A 22193-nucleotide genomic window follows, 5' to 3' on the forward strand; every position below is an offset into this window, starting at 1 on the left:
TTGCAAATTCGAGGCTCTGTCCTTTAGCGATTATTGTTAAATCACCTTTATTTTTTAAATCTTGCCAGTTGAACCAAACCCTCCTTCTCCCCTATCCGTTGGAGACAAGTCTTCTACTTCTACGGTTTTAACAGGATAAACTGGCTTTATTACCATTTGTGCAATTCTCATATTTTTTTGCACTTTAAATTTTTTTGTTCCATGATTAATAAGAATGACTTTGACTTCTCCTCTATAACCTGAGTCTATGGTTCCCGGTGTATTTAACACCGTAACTGAATGCTTTAAAGCGAGGCCACTGCGAGGGCGAACTTGTGCCTCGGTATCATAGGGAAGTTCCATAGAAAGCCCAGTTGAAATCAAAGCGCTTTCTCCTGGTTTTATTTCTATATCTTGATCGGCATAAATATCCAGTCCTGCGTCGTTTGTGTTCTGCCTTTTGGGGATAATTGCTGTATTTGTTATCTTTTTAAATTTTACCTCAATCACATCTCCACCTCATTTCTCTCAGTAATTTTCCAATCAATTGGTAGCTCATTATTTTTTAGCAAAAATCTGTTGACTTTAGAAAATGGAGCGCTTCCAAAAAAACCTCTTCTAGCAGAAAAAGGACTGGGATGAGGAGACTCCAAGATTAAATGATTAGAATTGGTAACTAGTTTCTTTTTTAGCTGGGCATTTTTGCCCCACAAAACAAAAACCACTGGCTTACTTTTCTCATTTAAAAGATGTATTGCCTTGTCTGTAAATTGCTCCCAACCCATGTTTTTATGGGAGTTGGGCTGCCCTTTTTTAACTGTTAACACACTATTTAAAAGTAGCACACCTTGCTTTGCCCACTGGATTAAACAACCGTGATTAGGGTAAGAAATATCTAAATCCCGTTGCAGCTCCTTGTAAATATTTTTTAATGATGGCGGAATGGAGACATGGGGTTGAACGGAAAAACTTAATCCATGAGCTTGTCCATGACCATGATAAGGATCCTGCCCCAATATTACCACCTTTGTTTTGGAGAATTTTGTTATGTTAAAAGCATCAAAAACCTGCTCAGGAGGAGGGTAGATGGTATTTTTTTTATATTCTTCTTTTAAAAAAGTTATTAAGTTTTTATAGTAACATTTGTTTTGCTCTTCTTTTAACAGCTCTGCCCAATCATTATGTAGTGAAAACACCCATCTCACCTCATTTAAGTTAATTGTAAAAACATCTAAATGATAATAACAGAAAAATAGAGTTGAGCTTACACACTCATCTCTATTTTAACATTGATATTATGCTTTTTGTTTTCCATCCTTTTTAACATACTGATTATAACAGTAGTTTATAATGTCACTTCTCTTTATAATTCCGATAAAAATTTCTTTGTCATCTACTACCGGCACAAAATTTTGACTAGTAGCAAGATCGATTAAATCCTCAATATCTGAGTTTATTGACACTGTTTTGTTTACCATATGTTTTGGTATGTCTTTAAGATAAATATTTTCCGTTTCGTTTAAGCTAATTTGTGGTAAACTTTTTAATTTCCAAAGTAAATCCCCTTCTGTAACAGTATCCACATATTTACCATCGTCATCAATAACTGGTATAGCAGTGTAACGATGGTATTCCATTCTTTCTAAAGCTTGCCTCATAGTAGAGTTTGGTTTTTCAAAAATAATATCTGTTTTAGGCGTAAGAAAAAATGCTATGTTCATTAAATACCCCTCCTAAAATTTGCGATACCCCCAACACCCATATTTATTATATCACAAATTCAGGCAAAGTTTTAGGTAAAAACTTTCTTTTAAAAGTAGATTCAATTCTCTGGGACTATACTATTAAGTTCATTTTTGGTTATAAACCCTTTTTCTAGCATTCTGTTAAGCACTATCTGTCTTTGGTCCATAGCAACCTCTGTATTTGCTAGGACCGCAGGGCCATAAACATTAGGAGCTTGTATTATACCTGCTAACATTGCAGCCTGTTCTACATCTACTTCAGTTACCGAAGTCCCTTTAAAATAACTTTGAGATGCTTTTTCTACTCCCCAGTTGCTTTTTCCAAAATAAATTTGATTTAAATACATTTCCATTATTTCATCTTTCTCAAATTGTCTTTCTAACTCAAAGGCAATTGCTATTTCTAGCATTTTCCTTTCCGCCGTTTGTTCATGATTTAAAAATAAATTTCTAGCTAACTGTTGCGTTATTGTGCTTCCCCCCTGCTTTATCTCTCTATTTCTAACGTTAACAGTCAAAGCCCGCATCATCCCCTTTATATCAAAACCAGGATGATCATAAAATCTATTATCTTCTATAGCAATAAAGGCTTGAACTACGTGTGGAGGCATATCTTCAGTAGAAACAAAGTTAATATTATTCTCTTTGTACTCTCTTATTAATACATCTTCTACCATATATATCTTTCTATGGGTATCATAGATAGGTGCGGGGTCATCCCAATCGATATAACGGGGTGAAAAAGGAACCTTAATAGAAGCATAAGTATAGCCAAAAACTAATCCCATAACTAAAACAACACTAAGTACAGCTAATAGTGTATACCTTACAATTCTCAAAAGACCCCTCCTTTCTTAACCTTAATAGACAATTGTAAAACTCTACAACACCTTATATAACAGCATTTATAAATAATTTCAAAGAAGCCCCAAACAACCTAATGTTAATGTCATTTTGAGTCTAAAACCGAAGAACCTTGATTTTGTTCTAATTGGCATGATTGTATATGAGGTAAAAACTTGACCATTTTACAATTACTATAACTTAATCTGCTGTTAATTTAATATTATATACTAAAAAAGTATAAAAAGTAACTCTTTTCTACACAAAAAGACGCTTTGTAACCAAGGCTACAAAGCGTCTTTTTGCTAAAATATCCCTAAGTGTAAAAGAACCACGATAAACACCAAAATCAGCAGTTCAATGGATATAACTAAACTTAAATCAGCTGTTGTTATCTCAACGTTTCTTGAATTTTTAACTCTAGTTCGCAAATAACTAACTTGCTTTATTTTTGTTGCTTGCAACAATTCTTGAGTTATTTGTTTAGCTTTTTCAGCACTATCTATAACTACTGAAATAATGGTTATTAAAGCTAACTCTATGCTAGCTTGAAGATTAATTGCAGCTTGAGCACTTAATTTATTGATGGTCACGTTATATGAATCATAAATCTCTATGTCTTCATCTATTATTTGAAACACTTTGCTTATCTGCTTTGCTTCTTGTGCCACCAAGTCTTCTAAAGGAAATTTAGGTTTTGGGTACTTTTTAAATTGTGCATCGTAATTTACTTCTTCATCAAAGTCATCTTTTAAATCATAATCATCCATAAAATCATCTTTAAACATCTTACTCCCCCCTTGTTATGTTTTTAAAGTTTTTAACAAAATACATAATTTTACAGCATTCTTAAACCTTATTAGATATACCAGCTCATTTTTTAGCATAATTGAGTCTTAAGTCTAGTACTCTTGAATCTTCTGCTAGTTTATTTAGAGGTTCCCCCTATTCAGCGCTGACAACCTATTTTGCTTTTTTATTTCCTTCCTCCTTAAACTTTTCCAGCTGACTTAGGTATTCTATCGCCAATCTTCTTATCTGTTCCTTTTGTTCCTCTGTTATTTTGTTTGCTTTTTCGGTGCTCACCTCGTATTTTTTTAGAATATTTGTAACCAATATATCAACCAAAGCTTGGTTAGGGCCAAATTCTTTTAACTTTTCTTTTAAAAGTTCTTTGCTGTTTTTTTCATCCATTTTAAAATCCCCTCCCTTTGATTATACTTTATTCCCTACCTTTAAAATTGTGCACAACACCTTTATATAATTATTAAATTGGGCTTTTAACAAAAAAATAAAAGCCTACAAAATTGTAGACTTCTTTAGCAAAGCAAAAACTTTAGAATTTGTTTTTTTAACATTAAAGAGGCTAACTCTTTTTTAGGACTAAATCCCTAAATATGAGCTAGCCTCTTTATCTAACTAACTTTTATAGCATCCGTTGGACAAGCATCCGCTGCTTCCTTAGCACTATCTACCTTATCTTCTGGGATTTCTTCATCGATGGCAATAGCCTTTTCATCATCATCGGTCATCTCATACACCTCAGGGCAGATGTTGGGACATAGTCCACATCCAATACACGCCTCTTGATCTACTATTGCTTTCATTAAAAGCACTCTCCTTTTTAAAGTTTTCTCTACTATAATCTTTCTCTTATTATTCAAGGATATACATTTTTACCCTTACAGCTTTACTTTTTGCATTTTTTATAATATTTACAATTGTTTATCTCCATGCTATAATCCTTTTAAGGAGGTGGTACCATGACAAAAACAAGCTTTGAATCGATAACTTCAACTTCAAGTGTGCCTATACTTCCTTTTGAAGAAAACGTGGACAAAGTAAAAAAAACTATAAAAAATGCGATAAATACTAAGAGAAAGTTAAGCAGCGAAACGATTACTGATATCGAAAATTTCTCCAAGCAATGTTCTCATTCAAAAGTTTGTGTGGATATCTATTTATTGTTGGGAGACTTGTTCTACCATCTAGAAGAAAAAGACAAGGAAATGATTTACTATACCCGGGCTTTGGAAAGAGCACTAGGGTTACATATAACCACGGGATTACATAAAATAGTTTCTAAAATTGTGCCAAACTACATAAACACTGAAAAATATGAAGAAGCAATTAGTTTAAATACCCTTGTGCTATCAAAGGAAAAGGATATTCCTGATAACAAAAAATGGACAGTTTTTTATAACAATGCTTTGGCCTATCTTCACTTAGAAGACTACGAAAACAGCTTGTATTTTGTAAAAAAAGCAAAAAAACTATCCAGCAACATTGGAAAAAATAAGATAGCTCAACTGCTGATAATAGAGGGACAGTGCTTGCACAGCAAAAAATTACATGAAAGAGAATTGATTATATACTACAAAGCTTTAGAAATTCTAAAATCCACAAATAGTATAGAGCTACAAGGATTAGTTTATAAAAATATAGCAAACGTATTTTTGAAGACCAAAGACTTAGAAAAAAAGGATTACAAAATCCATATACAAAACATAAAAGAAATAATATCTAAGATAAGTCAAGAGGATAAAACAGTTCCACAATTATATATCGCTTTGGCTGAAATCTATTACGGTGCGTTAAAGGACATGGATAAGGCGGAAAAATATTATCTGTTAGCTTTGGATAAAGTGGACAAAGAAAGATATCCATCCTTGTGTATATTTCTTATTAATCACTTGTTAGAAATTTATCTTCAAACTAATCAGTTAAAAAATGGCTTAAGTGTAGTTGAAAAGTATCAAGATGTTATTATTTCCAAGTTAGATTTTACACAGGAATTAAAGTTTCTCTTAAAATCTATCTTTATCTACAATAAACTTGAGAATAATAAAGATCTAAATGATTTACTGTCCAAAATTCTCATTCGGCGAGGAGGTGAGATAAGTGAGACGTCTTAAGTTATTTAAATATACTCTTATCTTTACTGCTATATTTAGCCTTGTAATGATATCATCTATCAACCCTGAAACTACACAAACCACTGATAGAAGCACTAACGCCCCAGCTTACAGTGAAGTAATATCACCTTTATTTAACTCTAATGCTCCTTTCCCCATGAGGGATGACGAGTAAAACTACTTATTGACACAAAACAAAGAGCAGCTGAATGTATTCATTCAGCTGCTCTTTGTTTTGTTATTTTACAGGTTTTAATCTTGCTGTAAAATGTCTTAATATTTCTGGTTCATAGGTAAAATCAAGGCCCACTAAATCTTTAGCTTTTTCTTTTACCGCTATCAGTCCATCGGCTATAACATCCATGTGATCATTTGTATAGACCCTTCTTGGAATTGTTAAACGCAAAAGCTCTAAAGGAGATTCTAGATTCTCGCCGGTATCAGGATCTCTGCCCAATAATAGGGAGCCTATTTCAACGCTGCGAACCCCTGACTCCAAGTAAAGCGCATTGGCTAAAGCTTGAGCTGGGAAGTGGTAATAAGGTATGTGAGGCAACATTTTTTTGGCATCCACAAAAACTGCGTGGCCTCCTACAGGGTATTGAATTGGAATACCTGCCTCTTTTAACCTTTCCCCTAGATAATGAACTTGGTTTATTCTATATTCAAGATACTCTTCTTGGCATCCTTCCACCAAACCTCTAGCTAGCGCTTCCATATCTCTACCTGCCAGTCCTCCATATGTGGGAAAGCCCTCTAAAGGTACGGTTCTAGAGCGGCAAGCGTTGTAAAGTTCTTCATCATCTTTTACTCCTAACACTCCACCAATATTAACAATAGCATCTTTCTTTGCTGACATGGTAAATGCATCGCCATATTTAAATGTTTCCTTAATAATTTCTGCTATGGTTTTATCTTCATAACCTTCTTCTCTTTGCTTTATAAAGTATGCATTTTCTGCAAACCTCGCAGCATCGATAACTACAGGAAGGTCGTATTTTTTAGCTAACTCATAGGTTGCTTTAATATTTTCCATTGATATAGGCTGCCCGCCGGCGCTATTGCAGGTAACAGTAATAATTACCATAGCGACATTTTCTGCACCCTTTTCCTTTATAACTTCTTCGGTTTTCTCTAAGTCAAAATTACCTTTAAAAGGATGGTAAGTTGTTGTGTCGTAAGCCTCATCAATAACAGTGTTAACTGCTCTTCCTTCTGCCAGCTCAACATGTGCTTTGGTGGTGTCAAAATGCATATTGGAAATACAATATTGACCGGGTTTGATTAGCACAGGAAATAGCACCTGCTCTGCACCACGTCCTTGATGAGTTGGAATGGTGTAGTTGTAACCAATTATTTCTTTAACTGTATTTGCTAAATTAAAATAATTTCTACTACCTGAGTAAGCTTCATCCCCTAGCATAATTCCTGACCACTGTTTATCACTCATTGCACCTGTACCGCTATCAGTTAACAAGTCGATATAAACGTCATCACTTTTTAAGCTAAATAGGTTGTGACCGGCCTTTTCTAATGCTTCCTCTCTTTCCTCTTTGGAAATCATTTTAATGGGCTCCACCATTTTTATTTTAAATGGTTCAGCCTTCGGTCTTTTAACAGCCATTGATAATCCCCTCCAAAACGTTTTTATTTTAGACTTTTCCGATTTATGTTCATCTTTAATCTATCATACTGTTTAAAAAAATCAAGTTAATTTAAAATATTTTTCATTTCAATTATTTTACCCCAAAATGTAATAATTTAAGTTACTTTATATTTAATACTTTCATCCTATAATATAAAGTGCTGCGGGGTATCTTTAGCTCCTTTGCAGCTTTGGCTTTGTTATTTGAATATTTTTTCAAAACGTTGATAATAGCATCTCTTTCAAACTTTTCCACCTTGTTATCAAGCTGCTCTCTACTGGGAGGTTCCTCTAAAATATAGTTGGGCAGGGCATTTTTATTAGTTTTTCCATCTACAGAAAAAACTACAAGCCTTTCTATAATGTTTTTTAATTCTCTTACATTTCCAGGCCAGTTATAATTTTCTAAGATATCTACTATTTCTGGTTCAATCCTTTTTACATAGATGTCATGGGCTTTGTTAAAATATTTCAAAAAACTCATCGCTAGGGGAATTATATCCTCTTTTCGCTCTCTTAAAGGTGGAAGTTCTATATTGGCTACGTTAATTCTATAAAATAAATCTTCTCTAAAATTTTTATTTTGAACCATTTCTGCAAGGTTTTTATTTGTGGCTGCAATTACTCTCACATCTACTTCTGTGGGTTTTACTCCTCCCACTCTATAAAATTTACCTTCTTGAAGCGCCCTTAACAATTTGGCCTGCATGTTTATCGGCAGCTCACCAATCTCATCTAAAAACAAAGTTCCGCCGTTAGCAAGCTCAAAAATCCCTGGCTTACCTTCTTTTTGAGCTCCTGTAAAAGCTCCATTACAATACCCAAAAAATTCGCTCTCAGCTAGGTTCTCTGGTATAGCACCACAATTAACAGTAATTATAGGATTGTTTTTTCTTTTGCTATGTTGATGGATTGCGTTAGCTAATAACTCTTTACCAGTGCCACTTTCTCCGTAAACAAGTACCGTTGCATTGGTTGGAGCCACTTGCTTACCTCTTGCCACAACTTTCTCCATGGTTTTGCTGACAGAAAACATATTTCCAAAAGAGTAATTTTCCCTAGAAATCTTCTTTACTTTATCTTCTAAATAATGAAGCTTGCTGTTAGCTTTCGTTAGTTGATCGTTGAGTTGAGATACATCGCTGACGTCTCTTACAGTTACTATTTTATTGTATTCATTTCCATCTAAAGAAAATAAGTTTACATAGACAGAGTACTCTTTGCCCTTTGATTTGTACACAAAACTTCCCTCGCTACCCATCCCTTCTATCTCTTTAGAAATCTGACTCGGTAGTTTCGGCGGATCTCCAAAAAGTTCTACAGATTGCTTATTGCAATAAATTTCCCCTTGATGAGAAAAAATAAACACCGACTCTTTAAGATTGTTCAGTACCGACTGCAAATAGTCCACTACATACCACAATCGGTTTGAAAAAGCGTCACAAATTGACTTTACTGTGATAATTCCAATTACATCATCGGCTTCGTTGATAACAGGAGCTCTTTTTATTTCATAAGCTCGCATTTTATCCCGCACTTGTATAAGATCCTTCGAATAGTTAAATGTGATAACATCTGAGGCCATTATAGATTTAATAGGAGTTTTTGATTCAATTCCTTTGGTTAGGGCTCTTATCAAGTCGTTTTTAGTTACAATCCCCACTACCTCTTTTTTCTCCATAACTAAAACTTCTTCTTTCTTTTTTAACAACATTATTTCATTTAATTCCTCAATAGTAGCTAGAGGGGTAGCAGTAGTAAAGTCATCAATAATTGCATCCTTTGCCGTAAGTTTAGTTAAGTGATTTAATTCCATAAAGCCCCTCCTTTATTTTAAAAATCAGTCGATTGCCTGCAATATACAACCTCTGATATAACAGCATTTTTACATATAATTTCAAAATAATCCCCGACTACCTAGTGGGATGTCATTCTAAGTTAAGGCGAAGAATTTCGTGTTTATTTTTAAGCTCCATATCTATATAGATCTTTAAAATCTAAGAATTTGCAATTATCTATTTAAAATATCAGGCGATTATAAAATTTAAATCGCCTGATATATGGGTGTTCCGTAATTCAAAGCTCTCTCGCTTTATAGCGAAAAAACTTTTTTATGTCATTTTGCGGTAATGATAGTCACTGTTATTATTCTATATAATAACAATAATGTCCTTTTAAATATGGATTTCTTCTCCGAAATAACCAAGTGCTGCTTCAAAAACACTTTCAGAAACTGTGGGATGGGCAAAAACAGTACTGCATATGTCATCCACCAACAATTCTTTTGTGACAGCTATAGCGATTTGATGTATTATCTCTGTTGCTCCCACACCTACTACAGTTCCACCTAGTATTCTATTGCTGTCTTTATCCACTATAAGTTCAACAAAACCTTCAGTCTTTTGCGTAGTCAAAACCTTACCGTTAGCTCCATAGGGAAAATTGCTTGTTTTTATTGTATAGCCCTTATCCTCAGCCTGCTTTTCGGTCAAGCCTACTTGTGCTACTTCAGGGTCTGAAAATACCGCCGAAGGAATTAAGTTGTAGTTCATGCTATTTTCTTTGTTCAATATGTTATCAACTGCTACAAATGCCTCATGGGACGCTTCGTGAGCTAGCATGTACCCACCTATAACATCTCCAATAGCGTAAATATTTGTAACGCTAGTTCTAAGCTTTTCATCAACCTTCACTGCCCCTTGCTCTGTTAGCTCTATCTTGTTTTTGTCTGGATCTATCCCTTGGATGTTAAACTCCCTACCTATGGACATCAAAACTTTTTCTCCGTAAACTTTTAGCTCTTCTTTATCTTTAGTTAAAGAAACAACAGCACCTCCATTAGCTGCTGAAGCAATTTCTTGAGCTAATACTCCTGTTATAACTTTTATCCCTTGTTTTTCTGCACTTTTTAGCACAACTTCAGAAGCTTTTTTGTTTAAGCTGGGCAATATAGAATCCATTGCCTCAATTACAGTGATTTCAACACCAAACTTCCTCAAAATAAAAGAAAGCTCCATTCCTATTACTCCGCCGCCTATAACTACCATGCTCTTAGGAAGGTTTTCTAAAGATAGTATATCATCGCTAGTTATAACTTCTCTGCTATTTATCCCCTGTATTGCAGGCATCTTTGGTTTAGACCCTGTAGCTAATATAATATGTTCTGCGCTAATTTCTACCTTGGCATCGCTAGTTTCTGTTGTAATAACTCTGTCTGAAATAAGTTTACCTTCACCGACAAAAACTTTTACATTATGTCTTTTAAGCAAGCTTTCAACACCATTTCTTAAAGTTGACACAACACCGTCTTTATACTTTATTGCCTCTGAATAATTCCCTTTAACCTCATTGACTTGAATCCCAAACTTTTGTGCCTTTTGAATTTGACTTAGAAGATTGGCAGATTGAAGTAAAGCTTTAGTGGGAATACAGCCTCTGTTTAAACAGGTTCCGCCCATTTTATCTTTTTCTACTAAAGCCACTTTTAAGCCTGATTTAGCAGCTTTAATTGCCGCAACGTATCCCCCAGGTCCACCTCCCAAAATACATAAATCCACTTTATGTTTTTCTTCTCTCTTATTTAAAAGAGAGCCAAAATAGTTCATGCCAGATTGTGCATCATCTTGTTTTTCTGCAGGGTTATCTTCAGTTTCAATACTACAAACGGCAGAGTCTACATTTACTACCTCTCCTTCTTGAACTAGTATTTCTTTTATAGTTCCACTTACTTCTGCTTCAAGCTCCAAGTTAACTTTTTCAGTTTCTATTTCTAAAAGAAGATCACCCTGGCTGACTACATCCCCTTCTTTAACCGCCCACTTAGATATTGTTACCTGGTCATCATTCCCTTGAGTGCCTTCGGGAATTTTTACTAAAAAGTCCAAATTTATTACCTCCTTTATTTAAAAGAGGGTAGCTACAAGGTAGCTACCCTAACCTAATTATTTCTCAAATTCTGGTAAAAAAGCGTCAATTGATTCTTTTACTAACGTTACTGAATAAGCCATGGAAGGTCCACCACCGAAAGCAACTGCTACCATAGCTGCCTCGATTATTTCTTCTTTTGTAGCCCCTGCCTCTAGAGCTTTATATACATGGAAAACAATGCAATACTCACAACGGTTATAAGTACCCACTGCTACAGAGATAATCTCTTTGGTCTTAGTGGATAGCGCCCCCTCCTTGTAAGATGCACCTAATAAGTTCATAAAAGCTTTGGTTTGCTCGGGAGCCTCTTTCTCAAAACTCTGTAATCCTCCCATAAATTCGTTTAACATTTTTTTCGGGTCTGCCATTTTAAAGTCCTCCTTGTGTGAAATTATTATCAAGCTTAACTACATTAAGCCTTATAATAATTTATAGCAAATAATATACCAATTTTAAAAACCCTAGAATAATAGTTTGTCAACTTTTTATGCGTCAGTTTTTCGACGTTTATTGGGCGTATTGTCAGCTTTTTGACAGTCGGCAAGCACATAAAAAGGTCCTAGCTCAAAAATCAACATTATAATGAGCTAGGACCTTTAATCAGTTATTTAATTTTCCTTTGAATCTTCGCAAGGGTGCTTTTGATCTCCATGACATTCTTTTATTTGCTCCGGACTACATTTTTGGGGCTCCTTAACATCTTTCTTTTTGCATTTTTCCTCAACCATTTTATTTCCCTCCTTTTCTTTTTTATGGCAACTTATTTTAACTGCTGGCGGATCATCCACCAAGCTGCGCAGCTCATGGGAAAGATTATATATAATTTCTTTATTTATTATATAGTGGGTGTAGTACCCTCTTTTTTCACCAACGACAATGCCTGCTTGTCGTAAAACTTTTAAATGCTGAGATACTGCAGCTTCTGATATGCCCAAGTTCTTAGCTATTGCCCCTACGCAAAAATTGTAATTTAACAATAGTTTTATTATTTTTAACCTTGTTTTATCTGATAATGCTTTTAAAGCTTTTAGACTTTTATCCATTTTTACACCCTCATTCATTTAAGCTAATGCTTAATTAAATAATATTATAGTTAAACTAATTTGTCAAGCAATGTTACTATTTAATCTGCCATTTTCCAAAAATCATTTGCCATATCCACAACGGAACTACTGGATACATCTTCAACCATTAGCGTTATCAGCATATCTTTATCTTCGTAATCAAAGCTAACATACCAGCCAAGTATATCTCCATCTTTTTCTTTAAAATCTTTTTTTAATTCAGCAGTTCCAGTTTTCCCTGCAATTTTCCTATTATGCCCTGGATTTTCTCTATAGGCAGTTCCTTTTTCGTTTTCAACTACCTGCTTTAACGTGTCCAAAACAATATCTGCGGTTTGAGAAGATGCTACATCAGCTTTAAAAACCCGAGTCTGTTCTTCAGCAATTAACGTAGGTTGTATCATGTCTCCATCGTTTAAAAAAACCGTATACATAGCAGTTAAGTGTAGTGGAGACATTTGTAGTTCACCTTGACCATATCCAGTGTCCGCCAATAAAACATCTGATTTTAAGTCACTATTTGACAGTTTAGATGGATGCAACGGAAATTCAAAGTTTAGATTTTGTCCAAACCCAAAATTATCAGTCCATTGTTCTAGTTTGTCGCCTCCTAATTTTAATGCTTGTTTAGCAAAGTATATATTATCAGAATAAATCATAGCATTATTCAAGTTTACTTTATTAACATCAGAAACTCGGGTAATATGATATCCACCCCAGCTGCTATCGGGTTGCCACCTAAGTCCGTCTATTTTTAACACATCATTTGGTACTAATGTATTTTCTTCAATACCCATTATTGCCGTAAAGGGTTTAAAGACCGACCCAGGAGAATATTTGTTTTGAAATCTTCTTTCAAATAATCTGGAAGTATCTTCTATTTTATCTGCTCTAGGATCAGGCAGACCCAAATACCGAAGATTGGGATCAAAGGCTGGTTCGCTTACCATCGCCAAAACCTCACCGGTTTTAGGCTCCATTACTATACCTGCACCCGATTTACCTGACAAAGATTCTAGAATTTTTTGTTGAATATCAACGTCAATTGAGAGAGTTATATCTTCTCCGTCAATTGCTTTTTGCTCAGCTATTATCTTTCTTTCGTTACCGTTTATGTCTACAGCAGTAATGGTAGCGCCAGGTGTTCCTCTTAACTTTTCTTCATACACTAGTTCTAAGCTGTTTTTCCCAATGAAAGAAGATGCCCTGTATCCTTGACCTTGCCTTTCTTTCAGCTCTTCTGCCGTAATTGGGCCTATATGCCCAGTAAGATGTCCCACAGCATCTCCGTAAGGATACTGCCTACCATCAACCTGGCTTATTAAAACACCATCAATATCCAAAAGTGATTCCTTTCTTGGATCATCCAGTGACAAGTTTTGAATAGGCGCCGCCCAGTCAGGCCTATGGGAATATTGGTTAGAGAGTTCTAACACTTTTTCTACATCCATATCTAATTCTTCAGCTAGGTTTTCTGCCGTTTGCTCTAGCTCTTTAGTCGCTTCAGGCACCACAGACACTTGAAGTATCTTACCATTAACAGCTAATTCTTTACCATTTCGGTCGAATATCTCTCCCCTTTGTGGTTGTTCTATTTTTAAATTTATTTTATCGGTAGGTTCCTCTAACCCCTTCAATAAATGAGATGGATGCCACACTACATACCAACCTTCTTCATCTTCGTTTTCAGCCTCTTTAACCAAATCTACCTCAGTTTGGTATTTTAATTTGCCTGCAACTGAGTTCATTTTTATATCTAATAGGTAAGTAATTTCTGTAATTTCATCTAGATCTATACCCTCTCCTTTAAAGTCTATTTTCTGAAAATCAATTTTTATTTCATCAATTTCTAGGTCGTTATAAATATTTTTATAACGTTCAGAAAACCTCCATTTTTGATTGTCAACCATCTCTATTGATTCTTTACTCAACAACGTTAACATGTTTTCATATGAACCATTGGACCAGCTATTTATATACTTTTTTAACGTGTCTTCTGGATTTACATCTTCAGATGAACATCCGACCAAAAACAATAGCATTAGTAAAAAGCACACTATAACAACTTTTCTTCTCATTTTTTGCCCCCCTTTAAAGTACTAAAAGTTTTTAAAAAATCCATGAGTTTAGTTGACTTTATAGTTATACTATTATACGATAGGTTATAAATTTATAAAATTAAAAACCGCGAAGAGGAAAATTAGGTAATAGAAGGTAGTTTTAGCGAGTTGGTGATGGTGAAAGACCAATACGAAATCTATACCGAAAAACACCTCTTAGTTGCTAACCGAACTCAGTGAAAGTAGGCTTAGCCGGAACCAAACCGTTATAGATTGGACGATATCGATTATAAGGTTACTCCTTTTAATCCGTATCGATTAAGAGAGCCGTTAGCTAATCTAAGGTGGTACCGCGGAGGATTTGTATCCCTCGTCCTTTATCTAGGACGAGGTTTTTTTATTTATAAACAGGAGGTATCATAATGAAAAAAACTACTGGTTATTTAACAATCCCCAAAAGTTATCAACCAATTTTAGACATCAGAGAAACAGAAATTGCAATTAAGCAGATAAAAGACCATTTCGAACAAGAATTGGCAAAAGTGTTAAAACTAACTCGTGTTTCTGCTCCTTTGTTTGTGTATTCGGAGAGTGGACTAAATGATAATTTAAGCGGAGTTGAGCATCCCGTTTCTTTTACGGCTAAAGACATCGGTAACAGTGTGGAGATAGTCCATTCTTTAGCTAAGTGGAAACGACTAGCTCTTCACCGTTATGGCTTTAATATAGGTGAGGGCCTTTATACAGATATGGATGCTATTAGAAAAGATGAAGACCTTGACAACCTACATTCTATATATGTCGATCAATGGGACTGGGAAAAAGTTATTTCTAAACAACAGAGAAACAAAGAAACTTTAAAGCACACTGTAAAGAAAATTTATGATGTATTTAAAAGTACTGAGAATCTAGTTTATAAATTATATCCACAAATCGGCAAAGCTCTCCCTGCAGATATATTCTTCATTACTAGCCAACAGTTAGAAGAACGATTCCCAAATCTTTCTCCTAAAGAAAGGGAGCATGAAATAGCGAAGCTAAAAGGAGCTGTTTTTATAAGCGAAATCGGAGATAAATTAAAATCAGGAAAAAAGCATGATAACCGCTCTCCAGATTATGATGATTGGAACTTAAACGGGGATATATTATTGTGGTACCCTCTGTTAAACAAACCTTTGGAATTATCCTCAATGGGTATTAGAGTAGATGAAAACTCTTTAGAGATACAGTTGGAAAAAGCAAACCAAGAAGACCTTAAACAGCTTCACTTCCACAGTATGCTTTTAAACAAAGAGTTACCCTACACCATAGGTGGAGGCCTTGGCCAATCCCGTATTTGCATGTATTTTCTTAAAAAAGCTCATATCGGGGAAGTCCAGGCCACGATTTGGCCACAAAGCATTGTAAATAAATGTAGGCAGTCAAATATCTTCCTACTTTAGGGTTCGACAGTATGGCACCTCATCCTCTCACCCCGTCTTTCCTTTACACCTTTGTCCAGCCCTCTACACCTGGGTCTCCCCGGGCTGAATTTCAAGAACTGGAGCGAATCCTTTAAATCAGGTTTCAGCTCGGATTGCAGGCTGCAACTCGCCTGCTTTAAGTTGGAGTTCTAATGCAATAAAGTTTACCCCTAGGTTTTCGTTTGCTTTAGTCTGTGATGTGCTTCTTAATGCATCTACGTGTCTCTAGGTTATCTATTCATTAAATCACCTCTTCTCATTTTAAATATTCTATATAATCTACGGGTTTCCCTCTGCAAAGGTTTGTAGTTTTACAGCAAGGTCAGCAGTAAATTTAAAGTTATGCCATATTAAAAAACTGTCTTAGAACACTTCCCTGTTCTAAGACAGCCTTTAAAACTAATTTGCCTGTAATAACGCGATGTAGGCTAAACAGTCAGGCTGAACTGTATCTTCAGCAATTTTGTTTTTCTGTTCTTTTCCGCAAGATATACACTTATGGATAATTTGGTAACCTTTTTTAGTGTTATAAATTACATCTATAGGTTTCATCATAAAATTACACTGACTTTGTCTATCCCCTGGCTCTTTATCAAGATGTTTAGAATACAGACAAAATGGACAGTGGTTTCTAAAACTGCCATTAGTTAATGGTAAAACTTGTTTATTGCATTTTTGACATATAAATCCAGTATTTTCTTTGTGTTTACTCAAAGCAATTACCTCCTAGATTTTTATTCAATCTAGAAGGCAGGGTTCCGTATCCTTTTCCCTATGCGGTCTTCAGGCTTAGTTACTCTATTGACATATTCACCGTTGTTCCTTTAGGGTCAACGATTACTTCTGGTTCCTCCTTCATTACAACCTATTTCATTTGTAAATCCGAACCATAACTGGCTTTTGAAATTGTACCAGCCACTGTAAGACGGGATGCTCCCACCTTCCACCAGTAAGTGTATGAGTAACTTCACTGACATTTGGCATCGTCCCCTGCTAAGCTTTGAGTTCATACTTCACCCCATCTACCCACCTCCTATTGTTTAAGGTACTAAATTAATTATATCACTGTTTTCTTTATATTCAAATATTTTGCAGCAGTGTTAGCTTGCAATTGTTAAGTGATGTTGACACGAAAGCATCTGTTTGATAGTATATATTCACAAATATAACAAATACTATTGCTACAATATACAGCTAAATAATTTAAAACTATGATGAGAATAGTAGGTTAATTTATTCTTTTTCAGAGAACCCTATCTGCTGAAAATGGGTAAAGAGTGGTTAGCTGAACAAGCCTCTGAGTTTTACAACATAACCCTTTTTATAAGGAAAACTGCAATCAATAGTTATCTTTATCTCTCTGATTGCTATTTTAAACACTCCCTTTTTGCTGACTGTTGTCCACAATTACAATCGTTTGATTTCCAAGGTTTGTTAATTGAAGGCTTTTCAGCCAGTTAACCCGAAGAAATGTTGTAACAGTGCTCCTGTTATAGAGCGAGAGTACATATTTTATGTACCTATAAAGGTCGACATGGTGACATGGCGACAAATTAGAGTGGCACCGCGATTATCTCTCGTCTCTTTTATTTAAGGACGAGAGTTTTTTTGTATAAAATTTGAGATAGTTACAGAATGACATTGTTACTAGGTAGTTCTACGAGATTTTTTTAGGTCTTATATAAAAGAGGTGTTTTATCATTTGTTATAGAATTTTGCAATGGCCTATTTAAAAATTTGTTTTAGGAGGTTAATTATGAGTAAAGTTAATAATGAAGGTGAAAAGCAAACCTACAATTTCCTTCACAGGGAGATAGAAAAAGATTTACAGGAGAATACTTACAGCAGGGATATCTGTACAAGGTTCCCACCAGAACCCAATGGTTATCTTCATTTGGGAAGCGCTTATGCAATAAACATAAGCTATACGGTAGCGCAAAAATATGACGGCAGTTTTAATTTGCGTTTTGATGATACCAACCCGCTCAAAGAAAAACAGGAGTTTGTAGATGCCATTATCGAGGATATTAAATGGGCTGGTTTTACCCCGGATAAGATTCTTTATGGTTCTGACTACTTTGAAAAAATTTATGATTATGCTGTACAATTGATTCAAAAAGGAAAAGCTTATGTTTGTGAGCTGGATGCAGAGCAAATGCGAGAGTATCGAGGAACTCTGACTGAGCCAGGAAAAAACAGCCCTTATCGTGACCGCAGTATTGAGGAAAATTTAGATTTGTTCCACAGAATGAAAAATGGAGAGTTTAAAGAAGGCTCCAGGGTTTTAAGAGCAAAAATCGACATGTCCTCTCCAAATATTGTTATGCGAGATCCTGTAATTTATCGAATTCTTAAAGCTAGCCATTATAGAACTAAAGATAAATGGTGCATATATCCAATGTATGACTTTGCCCATCCTCTACAAGATTCCATTGAAGGCATTACCCACTCGATGTGTTCTATGGAATTTAAAAATAACCGTGAAGTTTATAATTGGTTTTTAGAGCAACTGGGAATCCCTGAACCGCCAAAACAGAGAGAATTTGGTCGTTTTAACTTAACTGGGGTTGTAACAAGCAAAAGATATTTGCGTCAGTTAGTTAGCGAAAATCATGTGGATGGATGGGATGACCCTAGATTACCAACCCTTAAAGGGTTAAGAAGAAGAGGGTTTACCCCGGAAAGCATCCATAAATTTTTAGGTGAAGTAGGAATTGCCAAAAATCAGTCCACTGTTGATATATCGATGTTGGAAAATTGTCTCCGCGAAGACCTCAAACCTAAAGTTAATGCGGTGATGGCGGTGCTAAACCCTTTAAAAGTAGTCATTACCAATTATCCTGAAAATCAAGCGGAAGAACTTGAAGTTCAAAATAATCCAAACCCTGAACTTGGGGTTAGAAAAATTCCATTTGGCAGAGAGGTTTATATCGAAAGAGAAGATTTTATGGAAAATCCTATTAAGGGATTTAAAAGACTTAGCCCTGGAGAAGAGGTAAGACTTAAGGGGGCATATTTCATAAAATGCAATGAAATTGTTAACGATGAGAACGGTGAGGTAGTGGAACTTCGTTGCACCTACGATCCAGAAACTAAAAGCGGCAGTGGCTTTAAAGCTCGTAAACCTAAAGGCACAATCCATTGGGTGTCTAAAAAACATGGTATAAAAGCTGACGTGCACCTGTATGATAGATTGCTAACCGACGACGACCTGCTAAATGAAGAGGGCAAGAGTTGGGAGGATATCATTAATCCTAAGTCTTTTGTAAAACTACAGGAATGTATAGTGGAGCCTACTTTGAAAAATGCCACTTTGGAAGATAAGTTTCAGTTTTTAAGACATGGTTATTTCACAGTTGATACTAAATACTCAACAAATGAAAAACTAGTTTTTAATAGAATTGTACCGTTAAAGGACCCATGGAAAAAAGGCAAAAAGAAAAAATAGTTGTATCAAGCAAACTAGGCTGCTGAGAAAAAACTCAGCAGCCTAGTTTTATTGTACTATATTTTCTTTTACATATTTCACCCTTTTTAAAACGTTTTCCTTTCCTAACACCTTTAACACTCCACCCATATCGGGTCCATGCTGTTGTCCTGTTACCATCACTCTTATTGGCATAAAAAGTTTTTTCCCTTTTACTCCAGTTTCCTTTTGAATTTTCTTAAATATAGTAGAAGCAAATTCCTCATCCACCTCTTCTATTTCATTTAACTCTTTAATGAAAGCATTGCAAAGGTCAGGAACTTGCTCCCCTTCCAAGATTTTTCTTGCTTTGTCGCTTTCAAGCTCTAGCTGTTCGGTGAAAAAGAAGCTTACTTTTTCAGGTATCTCTGAAATAAGAGAAACTTTTTCCTGCACAGATTGAATCATGGTTACAATCCACTGATATCTATTTTGGACATCATCATCTGTTATATAACCCGCTTTTTTTAGATATGGAATTGCCAAATCTGTTATTCTTTCTGAGCTGCTGGCTTTAATATATTGACCGTTAATCCAGTTTAATTTATCCACATCAAAAACACCGCCGGTTTTAGAAACCCTTTCAAAGGAAAAGTGCTTTACTAGCTCTTCCATAGTAAATAACTCACGGTTATCCTCAGGACTCCATCCAACCAATGCAAGGTAGTTTACCATGGCTTCTGGTAGATATCCTTTTTTCATAAAATCTCCTACCGCCACATCCCCCTGCCTTTTGCTTAATTTTTTCTTATCATTGTTTAGCACTGTTGGTAGATGAATATACTGGGGCGCCTTCCACCCAAATGCTTCAAATAAATATACATGTTTCGGTGTGGAGGTTAGCCACTCCTCTCCCCTAACAACATGGGTAATTTCCATAAGGTGATCATCGACGACTACAGCAAAGTGATATGTGGGAAATCCATCTGCTTTCATCAGTACTTGATCATCCATATCCCTTGTATTAATGGTTACATTACCCCTAACTGTGTCATAAAAGCTAATATCTTTTTCTTCAGGAAGCTTTAGTCTAATTACATGCTGCTCGTTACAATCCAATCGTTGTTTTACTTCTTCTTTGTCTAGGTTTTTACAGTGACCATCATATCTAGGTGTTTCACCCTTCTCTTTTAATTGTTCTCTAACCTTTTCAATTCGTTCTTTTGAACAAAAACAATAATAGGCCTGGTTACCTTCAAGAAGATGTTTAATATACCTATTGTAGATATCCAGCCTTTCAGATTGAATATAAGGGCCGTGCTCACCTTTTTGAATGGTATTATCACTGTTTGGGTCTATAAACACACCTTCGTCATGCTCTATACCTGCCCATGCTAAAGATTGAATTAAGTTTTCAATAGCAGTTTCTACAAGCCTAGAACGATCGGTGTCTTCTATTCTTATAATAAATTTGCCCTTTTTCTGCTTTGCATATATATAATTATAAAGGGCCGTTCTCAGGCTACCTATATGTAGATATCCCGTGGGACTAGGAGCGAACCTCACCCTAACATCTGACATACTATTACCTCCCATATTTTGTTTATCTTTAGATATTATACATTATATAATTAATTTGTAAAAGTTTTTACAGTTTAGCTAACATTGGTTGAAATGCAAAATGTTAATTAGAAACCTAACAAAATTAAGCATTGATAAAATATTATCTCTTTAATCACAATAAATAAACTCCCAGGATGGAAAAACTGAGAGTCTATTTTTATTAATTTTTATTGTTTTCTTTCATAAGCCTTAAGTATTTACTCTCCTTTGTGCCCCACTCAAAATATGCAATTATAAAAGCTATTATCAAATACAACACTATGTTAGACGTAAAATTATCCATTGAATCCTTAAAAATATTTACCAACAGTAACATCAATAACAGTAGTATAGCGTATAAAACGCCTCTAATTAAGGTATAATTTTTTCTTCCATGCTGTCTTGTAAGCTTCCACTTTTCCATAAACTTTTCATCTCTACTCATTTAGACACCTCTAAAGTTTATTTTACCTTCCCAACAGGAGAAATATAAATAACAAATTCTTCATTGCCATCCACCCCGATAAACTTATCAATTGCTTGCTGGTCATAAGCTCCTATAGCACATGTTCCTGAATCTATAGCTTCACAGGCTAGATATAAATTTTGACATAGATGTCCAGCATCTAAAGCTATCGGCTTATGAGAAGCTACGCTGTATCTCCATTCAGTCCTATAAGGAATTACCGACCAAATAAAGGTTGCAGCGCAATCTCCTGCAAAAGGCTGGTTAAGACAACATTCAACTAACTCATTACTTTTTGAGCGATTTTTTAGCACCACTAGTTTATGGTCCATGGGTAAATATCTATATAATCCAGGTGTTAATTGCTCCACATTATGAACTTCAATATAAGTTTCAAATGGATGTCTAGCTCCAGCCGATGGCGATGTTCTTAAGTTCTCGTTTTTCCCACTTATCCCCTGGGTGGACCAAAGCAAAAAAGAAAGTTCTTTTAAACTTAGCTTTTTATCTAAAAACTTTCTATGACTTCTACGTCCTGCAAGGCATTTTTTTATTGATTTTTCGCCGATGTCAATATCTTCTATAGAAGGTAGATCAATGACCTCTTCACCTTCTTTAACTGGCTTTTGTTTTACAGGCCTTTCCATCCCTTTCTGTTGGTCGGTCTCAATTTTTGCTAGCTCATTTCTAAAGTTTGCTTTTAAAAACTCTCTATTTTCCATTTTTCAATAACCTCCTCATTAGTAAGGTGAAAAAAATTACGGTGATTTTTACTTCTTCCGCTATTTTAGGTAAGCTAATTAACCACCAGATAACGTTTTTAGCTATTCTACCCTAAATATTTCGATAATATAGATATTCTATACTTAATGCCATTTTCCTGTATATTATATAAAAATCTCATGGTCGCAACAGATATTAATAACAATAAAAACATCATCTTCAATTTGATACAACTATCCATATTGGTAGAGTAGGTAACGATTGCAAGCTTTCTTTTTTTATATTTGCTCCATTGTAAATTTTTCCTTTATCTTTGGTTAATATTAAAATAGACAATATCACTAAGCAAACATTT

General features: G+C 35.1%; 21 protein-coding genes and 1 other annotated feature. Of the genes, 4 read left to right on the forward strand and 17 right to left on the reverse strand.

Annotated features, from left to right (window positions below; genetic code table 11):
• Positions 1 to 54: 54 nt before the first annotated feature.
• The 7 genes from dut to PRVXT_RS13865 all read right to left on the reverse strand — a co-directional run bounded on the left by dut (position 55) and on the right by PRVXT_RS13865 (position 4174).
• Positions 55 to 489: a dUTP diphosphatase gene (gene dut / locus PRVXT_RS13835; RefSeq protein WP_350343445.1), complete on the reverse strand. Its 435-nt coding sequence runs from the start codon at positions 487 to 489 to the stop codon at positions 55 to 57.
• The gene (locus tag PRVXT_RS13840; RefSeq protein WP_350343446.1) at positions 486 to 1175 is read right to left on the reverse strand and encodes a uracil-DNA glycosylase; all 690 of its coding nucleotides are present in this window, start codon (positions 1173 to 1175) and stop codon (positions 486 to 488) included. Before PRVXT_RS13840 ends, dut begins: the two co-directional genes overlap by 4 nt.
• A gap of 99 nt (positions 1176 to 1274) precedes the next feature.
• On the reverse strand, positions 1275 to 1700 hold the full coding sequence (locus PRVXT_RS13845; protein WP_350343447.1) for a CBS domain-containing protein: 426 nt from the start codon (positions 1698 to 1700) through the stop codon (positions 1275 to 1277).
• A gap of 101 nt (positions 1701 to 1801) precedes the next feature.
• Complete coding sequence (locus PRVXT_RS13850) at positions 1802 to 2563, reverse strand: transglycosylase domain-containing protein (RefSeq protein ID WP_350343448.1); 762 nt, start codon at positions 2561 to 2563, stop codon at positions 1802 to 1804.
• 309 nt (positions 2564 to 2872) lie between these two features.
• Positions 2873 to 3355 (reverse strand): spore coat protein, encoded by a 483-nt coding sequence (locus PRVXT_RS13855; protein WP_350343449.1) that lies wholly within the window; start codon positions 3353 to 3355, stop codon positions 2873 to 2875.
• A 175-nt stretch (positions 3356 to 3530) separates the two neighbouring features.
• A complete protein-coding gene (locus PRVXT_RS13860) occupies positions 3531 to 3761 on the reverse strand; it encodes a hypothetical protein (protein ID WP_350343450.1) in 231 nt (76 codons plus the stop codon).
• A 221-nt stretch (positions 3762 to 3982) separates the two neighbouring features.
• Positions 3983 to 4174, reverse strand: coding sequence for a ferredoxin (locus tag PRVXT_RS13865; protein WP_350343451.1), 192 nt, complete (start codon positions 4172 to 4174; stop codon positions 3983 to 3985).
• A 156-nt stretch (positions 4175 to 4330) separates the two neighbouring features.
• Between PRVXT_RS13865 and PRVXT_RS13870 the strand changes: the two genes are divergently transcribed.
• Together PRVXT_RS13870 and PRVXT_RS13875 are read left to right on the forward strand one after the other, a co-directional pair.
• Positions 4331 to 5482, forward strand: coding sequence for a tetratricopeptide repeat protein (locus tag PRVXT_RS13870; RefSeq protein ID WP_350343452.1), 1152 nt, complete (start codon positions 4331 to 4333; stop codon positions 5480 to 5482).
• Positions 5469 to 5657, forward strand: a complete 189-nt coding sequence (locus tag PRVXT_RS13875) for a hypothetical protein (protein ID WP_350343453.1) — start codon at positions 5469 to 5471, stop codon at positions 5655 to 5657. Before PRVXT_RS13870 ends, PRVXT_RS13875 begins: the two co-directional genes overlap by 14 nt.
• A gap of 63 nt (positions 5658 to 5720) precedes the next feature.
• Here PRVXT_RS13875 and PRVXT_RS13880 read toward each other — a convergent pair whose 3' ends face one another.
• The 6 genes from PRVXT_RS13880 to PRVXT_RS13905 all read right to left on the reverse strand — a co-directional run bounded on the left by PRVXT_RS13880 (position 5721) and on the right by PRVXT_RS13905 (position 14196).
• Positions 5721 to 7106: a tryptophanase gene (locus tag PRVXT_RS13880; RefSeq protein ID WP_350343454.1), complete on the reverse strand. Its 1386-nt coding sequence runs from the start codon at positions 7104 to 7106 to the stop codon at positions 5721 to 5723.
• Between the two features lie 142 nt (positions 7107 to 7248).
• The gene (locus PRVXT_RS13885) at positions 7249 to 8943 is read right to left on the reverse strand and encodes a sigma 54-interacting transcriptional regulator (protein WP_350343455.1); all 1695 of its coding nucleotides are present in this window, start codon (positions 8941 to 8943) and stop codon (positions 7249 to 7251) included.
• A 358-nt stretch (positions 8944 to 9301) separates the two neighbouring features.
• On the reverse strand, positions 9302 to 11011 hold the full coding sequence (gene lpdA, locus PRVXT_RS13890) for a dihydrolipoyl dehydrogenase (RefSeq protein WP_350343456.1): 1710 nt from the start codon (positions 11009 to 11011) through the stop codon (positions 9302 to 9304).
• 57 nt (positions 11012 to 11068) lie between these two features.
• Positions 11069 to 11422 (reverse strand): carboxymuconolactone decarboxylase family protein, encoded by a 354-nt coding sequence (locus PRVXT_RS13895; RefSeq protein WP_350343457.1) that lies wholly within the window; start codon positions 11420 to 11422, stop codon positions 11069 to 11071.
• Between the two features lie 240 nt (positions 11423 to 11662).
• Entirely contained in the window at positions 11663 to 12097 is a 435-nt protein-coding gene (locus PRVXT_RS13900) for an ArsR/SmtB family transcription factor (RefSeq protein ID WP_350343458.1), read from the reverse strand.
• Positions 12098 to 12177: 80 nt separating this feature from the next.
• Positions 12178 to 14196: a penicillin-binding transpeptidase domain-containing protein gene (locus PRVXT_RS13905; RefSeq protein ID WP_350343459.1), complete on the reverse strand. Its 2019-nt coding sequence runs from the start codon at positions 14194 to 14196 to the stop codon at positions 12178 to 12180.
• A 100-nt stretch (positions 14197 to 14296) separates the two neighbouring features.
• Positions 14297 to 14559, forward strand: a binding site (T-box leader).
• 41 nt (positions 14560 to 14600) lie between these two features.
• On the opposite strand from PRVXT_RS13905, the gene asnA reads away from it, so the two are divergent.
• Positions 14601 to 15620: an aspartate--ammonia ligase gene (gene asnA / locus PRVXT_RS13910; protein WP_350343460.1), complete on the forward strand. Its 1020-nt coding sequence runs from the start codon at positions 14601 to 14603 to the stop codon at positions 15618 to 15620.
• A gap of 420 nt (positions 15621 to 16040) precedes the next feature.
• On the opposite strand, the gene PRVXT_RS13915 is transcribed toward asnA, so the two are convergent.
• Positions 16041 to 16355 (reverse strand): RNHCP domain-containing protein, encoded by a 315-nt coding sequence (locus PRVXT_RS13915; RefSeq protein WP_350343461.1) that lies wholly within the window; start codon positions 16353 to 16355, stop codon positions 16041 to 16043.
• Positions 16356 to 17397: 1042 nt separating this feature from the next.
• Here PRVXT_RS13915 and PRVXT_RS13920 point away from each other — a divergent pair.
• A complete protein-coding gene (locus PRVXT_RS13920; protein ID WP_350343462.1) occupies positions 17398 to 19089 on the forward strand; it encodes a glutamine--tRNA ligase/YqeY domain fusion protein in 1692 nt (563 codons plus the stop codon).
• A 48-nt stretch (positions 19090 to 19137) separates the two neighbouring features.
• Here PRVXT_RS13920 and gltX read toward each other — a convergent pair whose 3' ends face one another.
• The 3 genes from gltX to PRVXT_RS13935 form a co-directional block, all read right to left on the reverse strand.
• On the reverse strand, positions 19138 to 20628 hold the full coding sequence (gene gltX / locus PRVXT_RS13925; protein ID WP_350343463.1) for a glutamate--tRNA ligase: 1491 nt from the start codon (positions 20626 to 20628) through the stop codon (positions 19138 to 19140).
• Positions 20629 to 20830: 202 nt separating this feature from the next.
• A complete protein-coding gene (locus PRVXT_RS13930; protein WP_350343464.1) occupies positions 20831 to 21094 on the reverse strand; it encodes a hypothetical protein in 264 nt (87 codons plus the stop codon).
• 17 nt (positions 21095 to 21111) lie between these two features.
• Positions 21112 to 21837 carry a SagB/ThcOx family dehydrogenase gene (locus tag PRVXT_RS13935; RefSeq protein ID WP_350343465.1) on the reverse strand — a complete coding sequence of 242 codons (726 nt, stop codon included), beginning with the start codon at positions 21835 to 21837 and terminating at the stop codon, positions 21112 to 21114.
• Between the last annotated feature and the right edge of the window lie 356 nt (positions 21838 to 22193).

It is taken from the genome of Proteinivorax tanatarense (genome assembly GCF_040267685.1).
GTDB classification, from domain to species: domain Bacteria; phylum Bacillota; class Proteinivoracia; order Proteinivoracales; family Proteinivoracaceae; genus Proteinivorax; species Proteinivorax tanatarense.

Excerpts from the sequence above, each read along its gene's own strand:
- PRVXT_RS13845 (WP_350343447.1), bottom strand. The coding sequence starts at position 1,700 with ATGAACATAGCATTTTTTCTTACGCCTAAAACAGATATTATTTTTGAA.
- PRVXT_RS13865 (WP_350343451.1), bottom strand. The coding sequence starts at position 4,174 with ATGAAAGCAATAGTAGATCAAGAGGCGTGTATTGGATGTGGACTATGT.
- PRVXT_RS13905 (WP_350343459.1), bottom strand. The coding sequence starts at position 14,196 with ATGAGAAGAAAAGTTGTTATAGTGTGCTTTTTACTAATGCTATTGTTT.
- asnA (WP_350343460.1), top strand. The coding sequence starts at position 14,601 with ATGAAAAAAACTACTGGTTATTTAACAATCCCCAAAAGTTATCAACCA.
- PRVXT_RS13935 (WP_350343465.1), bottom strand. The coding sequence starts at position 21,837 with ATGGAAAATAGAGAGTTTTTAAAAGCAAACTTTAGAAATGAGCTAGCA.
- PRVXT_RS13930 (WP_350343464.1), bottom strand. The coding sequence starts at position 21,094 with ATGAGTAGAGATGAAAAGTTTATGGAAAAGTGGAAGCTTACAAGACAG.
- PRVXT_RS13855 (WP_350343449.1), bottom strand. The coding sequence starts at position 3,355 with ATGTTTAAAGATGATTTTATGGATGATTATGATTTAAAAGATGACTTT.
- PRVXT_RS13900 (WP_350343458.1), bottom strand. The coding sequence starts at position 12,097 with ATGGATAAAAGTCTAAAAGCTTTAAAAGCATTATCAGATAAAACAAGG.
- PRVXT_RS13885 (WP_350343455.1), bottom strand. The coding sequence starts at position 8,943 with ATGGAATTAAATCACTTAACTAAACTTACGGCAAAGGATGCAATTATT.
- PRVXT_RS13920 (WP_350343462.1), top strand. The coding sequence starts at position 17,398 with ATGAGTAAAGTTAATAATGAAGGTGAAAAGCAAACCTACAATTTCCTT.
- PRVXT_RS13870 (WP_350343452.1), top strand. The coding sequence starts at position 4,331 with ATGACAAAAACAAGCTTTGAATCGATAACTTCAACTTCAAGTGTGCCT.
- PRVXT_RS13860 (WP_350343450.1), bottom strand. The coding sequence starts at position 3,761 with ATGGATGAAAAAAACAGCAAAGAACTTTTAAAAGAAAAGTTAAAAGAA.
- PRVXT_RS13880 (WP_350343454.1), bottom strand. The coding sequence starts at position 7,106 with ATGGCTGTTAAAAGACCGAAGGCTGAACCATTTAAAATAAAAATGGTG.
- gltX (WP_350343463.1), bottom strand. The coding sequence starts at position 20,628 with ATGTCAGATGTTAGGGTGAGGTTCGCTCCTAGTCCCACGGGATATCTA.
- PRVXT_RS13895 (WP_350343457.1), bottom strand. The coding sequence starts at position 11,422 with ATGGCAGACCCGAAAAAAATGTTAAACGAATTTATGGGAGGATTACAG.